The organism is Reyranella massiliensis 521, assembly GCF_000312425.1.
Lineage (GTDB): Bacteria > Pseudomonadota > Alphaproteobacteria > Reyranellales > Reyranellaceae > Reyranella > Reyranella massiliensis.
Genome location: NZ_HE997181.1, coordinates 2,505,370 through 2,510,053, shown reverse-complemented (window position 1 = coordinate 2,510,053; position 4,684 = coordinate 2,505,370). Strand labels below are relative to the sequence as shown.

Below are 4,684 nucleotides of genomic sequence, written 5' to 3'. Positions count from 1 at the left end.
CCGCCTGTGCCTTCCAGGGGCCGACGTCGAGGAAGGTGCTCTGGTAGGTCGCGCCTTCGCCCATGTCGGTGTAGCGGTCCGAGCAGAGCATGTTGATCGTGCCGGACACCGCCTCGGAAGTCGGGCGCTGGCCGGGGACCAGCAGCACGCCGGGCTGCACTTCGTCGACGACCTTCAGCATCAGGCCGACCTCGCCGCGCTCGTTGAACACGCGCACCTGGTCGCCGTCCTTGAGGCCGCGCTTGGCGGCGTCCTCGGGATGCAGGATGCAGAAGGGCTGGCCCTCGCGCTTGCGCAGGAAGCCGACGCCGGAGAAAGCCGTGTGCGCCTGGAAGTAGCCGGGCGCCGTCAGCAGGCGCAGCGGCCACTTCTTCGCATCCGCTTCCTCGATGGGATCGGGCTGCCAGTCGGGAACCGGCGACACGCCCTGCTTGGCGAGCTGCTCGGAATAGAACTCCAGCTTGCCCGACGGCGTCTTGAAGGGCTGGCCCTGCCAGTCGTGCGCGATGTGGTGCGGCTCGCCGGCAAAGAGCTTCGCCGGATCGGCCTTGGCGGCGGGGCCGGTCGCGCCCTTGAGCAGCTCCTCGGCCGCCTCGCGCGGGGTGAGGGTGAAGATCCGGTCCGTCACGCCCATGCGCTGCGCCAGTGCCTGCGCGACGTGGAAGTTGGAGCGCGCTTCGCCCGCCGGCTCGGCGGCCTTCTGGCCCCACTGCATCCAGTAGGCGCCGTAGGCACGGTAGAGATCGTCGGTTTCGAGGTAGCTCGCGGCCGGCAGCACGATGTCGGCGTAGCGCGCCGTGTCGGTCATGAACGGGTCGTGCACGACGGTGAACAGGTCCTCGCGGCTAAGCCCCTTCTGCACCTTGTGCACTTCCGGGCAGGTCACGGCCGGATTGTTGGCCGAGACATAGAGCGCGCGCAGCGGCGGGTCCTTCATGTTGAGGAGTTCTTCGCCGAGTCGCAGGTGGTTCACCATGCGCGCCGTCGCCGGGCCCGAGGGCTTGCGCACCGCGGCGTAGTTGAGATCGCACGATGCGGCCGTCAGCAGCAGCGAGCCGCCGCCCTTCACGGCATAGTGGCCGGTGACGCCCGGTAGCAGCACCACAGTGCGCAGCGCCTGGCCGCCGTTGACGAGGCGGGTCATGCCTTCGCCGAGACGGATGAGCGCGGCCTTGGCCTTGCCGTACATCGCGGCGAACTTCTCGATGTCGGCCACCGAAAGCCCGGTGATCTCGGCGGTGCGCTCCGGTGTGAACCTCGGCAGCACGTCGCGCTCGACCTTGTCGAAGCCCAGCGTGTGCTTGGCGATGTAGTCGCGATTGGCGAGGCCGTCGCGTACCAGGATGTGCATGACGCCCAGCGCGAGGGCGGCATCGGTGCCGATGCGGATGGGCAAATAGAGGTCGGCTGCCTTGGCGCTGCGCGTGCGGCGCGGATCGATCACGACGATCGGCATGCCGCGCTGCTTCTTCTGCGTTTCGGCCAGCGCCCAGAAATGGACGTTGGTCGCCGCGAGGTCGGCGCCCCACGACACGACCAGATCGGAATGCACGACCGATTCGGGATCGGCGCCGCCCACGGGTCCCACCGTCACGTCCCACGCGGTCTCGCAGCAGGTGTCGCAGACCGTGCCGGCCTGCAGCCGCGACGTGCCGAGCGCATGGAAGAGGCCGCCGACCAGCCCGCGGTTCATCAGGCCCTGATGGGCGGAGTAGGCGTAGCCCAGGATCGCCTCGGGGCCGCTCTCGGCGATGATCGCCTTCCAGCGCGCGGCGATCTCGTCGAGCGCTTCGTCCCAGGTGATGCGCGTGAACTGGCCCGAACCCTTGGGACCGCTGCGGCGCAGAGGCGTCGCGATGCGCTCCGGCGAGTTCACCAGATCGGCGTCGCGGTTGACCTTGCCGCAGGCGAAGCCTGCCGTATAGGGATGGTCGGGGTCGCCCTGGACACGCACCACCTTGCCGTTATCGACATGTGCAATGAGGGAGCACATGTCGGGACAATCGTGCGCACAGACAACTCGTACAGACTTCACCACGCCGCCTCCCGTTGGGTATCGCGGCGCGACTGTAGCAGAGGCCCGGCGGAAACCGGGACTTACTTCTTCTTGGCTGCGCCTTTAGCCGGCTTTGCTTCAGGAGCGGCTTCCGCCTTCGCGCCCGACGCCTTGGTGCCGGCGCCCATGGCCGCGGTGGCCGAGCCGGTCATACCGAAGCGATCCTTGAAGCGCTGCACACGACCGCCACGGTCGATGCTCTGGCGCACGCCCGTCCAGGCCGGATGCGTCTTGGGATCGATGTCGAGGCGGAGGCTCGCGCCTTCCTTGCCCCAGGTCGACTTCGTCTCGAAGGACGTGCCGTCGGTCATCACCACGGTGATCTTGTGGTAGTCCGGGTGGATCTTGTCTTGCATGAACTTTCTCCAGCGCGCTCAGGGCCGATTCCGACCGGCCCGCGACAGGGCCGCGGGTATACAAGCCCGGGGACGCGGCCACAAGTCGGTTGTCCGGGCCTTCCTCGGCCTGTAGACCGGCCCGGATCATGACCGATTCAGCTTTCGAAAGCCTCGCCGACAGCCTGCTCGCCGCCCTTGAGGAGGCGATTGCCGACCATGCCGACGCCGAGCTGCAGGGCGGGGTCCTCACCGTCGAGGGCGAAGAGGGCACCTGGATCGTCAATAAACATGCACCCACACGGCAAGTCTGGCTGAGTTCGCCCCGCAGCGGCGCCCGCCACTATGCCTTCGCGGCCGAGGCCGGGAAGTGGCTGGATACCCGCGGCGGCGGCGACCTGCTGGAGGTCCTGTCGGAAGAATTCGGCTTCCCGATCAACTGGCAGGCCCCGTGAGGGAGGCGGCATGAATCGCTTCGGCGGCCTCGCGCTCCTCGGACCCTATCTCAGGCCCTATCGCGGCCGGACCGTGCTGGCGCTGCTGTCGCTGCTGGTGGCGGCGGGGACGGTGCTGGCCTTCGGTGCCTGTCTGCGGGCGCTGATCGACCGCGGCTTTGCGCAGGGCCGGCCCGACGTCCTGAACTATGCGCTGGCCTCGCTGCTGGCGGTGGCCATCGTGCTGGCGATCGCGTCGGGCGCCCGTTACTACCTCGTCTCCTGGCTGGGCGAGCGGGTGGTGGGCGACCTGCGGCGCGATCTCTTCGCGCATGTCGTGCGGCTGGGGCCCGCCTGGTTCGAAATCAAGCGTTCCGGCGACGTGATGAGCCGCATCTCCGCCGACGCACAGCTCATCGAGCAGGTCATCGGCTCCTCGGCCTCGGTGGCGCTGCGCAACACGCTGATGTGCCTCGGCGGCGTGGTCATGCTGGTCGTGACCAACCCCAAGCTCGCGGCGTGGACGCTGGCCGTCGTGCCGCTCACCGTCGTGCCGATCATCCTGTTCGGCCGTCAGGTGAAGGCGCTGTCGCGCGAGGCGCAGGCGCGCATGGGCGACATGGTTTCCGAAGGCAGCGAAGCGCTCGACGGTGTGCGCACCGTGCAGGCGTTTGCCCAGGAGGATCGCGCGGCCCGCCGCTTCGGCGAGGCGACGGAGCGGGCTTTCCAGGCAGCGGCCAAGCGCATCTCGCGGCGCGCCATCATGACCACGCTGGTGATCTTCATCGTCTTCTCGGCGGTGGGCTTCCTGCTGTGGATGGGCGGCCACGACGTGCTGACCGGCCGCATCAGCGCCGGCGATCTCTCGGCCTTCGTCTTCTACGCGGTGCTGGTCGCCAGCTCCGGCGGCGCGATCAGCGAGACCATCGGCGACCTGCAGCGTGCCTCGGGCGCGGCCGAACGGCTGGCCGAGCTGCGCGCCGAACCGCCGTCCATCGCCGAGCCCGCGATGCCCAAGCCGCTGCCGCACCCGGTGAAGGGCGCGGTCGCGTTCGACGGCGTTTCGTTCCGCTATCCCGCACGGCCCGATGCGCTGGCGCTCGACGGCTTCGACCTCGACATCGCGCCCGGCGAGACGGTGGCGATCGTGGGTCCTTCGGGCGCCGGCAAGACGACCGTCTTCAACCTGCTGCTGCGCTTCTACGATCCCGAGAAGGGCGTGGTACGGCTGGACGGCATCGACGTGCGCGATCTCAAGCTGCACGATCTCCGCCGCGCGCTGGCGACCGTGCCGCAGGAGCCGATGCTGTTCAGCGCCTCGGTCGCCGACAACATCCGCTACGGCCGGCCCGACGCCAGCGACGCCGAGGTGCGCGCGGCCGCCGACGCGGCTTCGGCGCTGGGCTTCATCGACGCGCTGCCGCAGGGCTTCGCCACCGATCTCGGCGCGCGCGGCGTGCGTCTCTCCGGCGGCCAGCGCCAGCGCGTCGCCATCGCGCGCGCGCTGCTCTGCGATCCGGCGGTGCTGCTGCTCGACGAGGCGACCAGCGCGCTCGACGCCGAGAGCGAACTGGCCGTCCAGCAGGCGCTCGACAAGCTGATGCACAAGCGCACGACCCTGGTGATCGCCCATCGCCTGGCGACCGTGCAGAAGGCCGACCGCATCGTGGTGATCGACCAGGGCCGGGTGGTCGATGTCGGCCGCCACGCCGACCTGGTGCGCCGCGACGGCCTCTACGCCCGCCTGGCCGAACTCCAGTTCAACCTGTCCGAAGCCGCCGCGGCGAGTTAGGTTCTCGCCTCCCCATTCAAATGGGGAGGTGCCTTGTCTTACGAGGCGGAGGGGTCATAGCCCCTCC

The 4,684-nt window shown here is 69.2% G+C and carries 3 protein-coding genes and 1 pseudogene; 2 read left to right on the top strand and 2 right to left on the bottom strand.

Going from position 1 to position 4,684, the window contains the following annotated elements; translation table 11 throughout:
* Positions 1-1,993: molybdopterin-containing oxidoreductase family protein (locus BN60_RS12335; protein ID WP_020696362.1), on the bottom strand; the 1,993-nt coding region annotated here is incomplete at its 3' end.
* Positions 1,994-2,199: 206 nt separating this feature from the next.
* Positions 2,200-2,412: pseudogene (gene rpmE, locus BN60_RS31460) on the bottom strand (50S ribosomal protein L31); the annotation flags it as partial.
* A 128-nt stretch (positions 2,413-2,540) separates the two neighbouring features.
* Between rpmE and cyaY the strand changes: the two are divergent.
* Positions 2,541-2,846: an iron donor protein CyaY gene (cyaY, locus tag BN60_RS12325; RefSeq protein WP_020696360.1), complete on the top strand. Its 306-nt coding sequence runs from the start codon at positions 2,541-2,543 to the stop codon at positions 2,844-2,846.
* Positions 2,847-2,856: 10 nt separating this feature from the next.
* Entirely contained in the window at positions 2,857-4,617 is a 1,761-nt protein-coding gene (locus tag BN60_RS12320) for an ABC transporter transmembrane domain-containing protein (RefSeq protein ID WP_020696359.1), read from the top strand.
* Positions 4,618-4,684 lie beyond the last annotated feature (67 nt).

What these genes read in the sequence shown, in the direction of transcription:
- cyaY (WP_020696360.1), top strand. Translation starts at nt 2,541, where the DNA reads ATGACCGATTCAGCTTTCGAAAGCCTCGCCGACAGCCTGCTCGCCGCC.
- BN60_RS12320 (WP_020696359.1), top strand. Translation starts at nt 2,857, where the DNA reads ATGAATCGCTTCGGCGGCCTCGCGCTCCTCGGACCCTATCTCAGGCCC.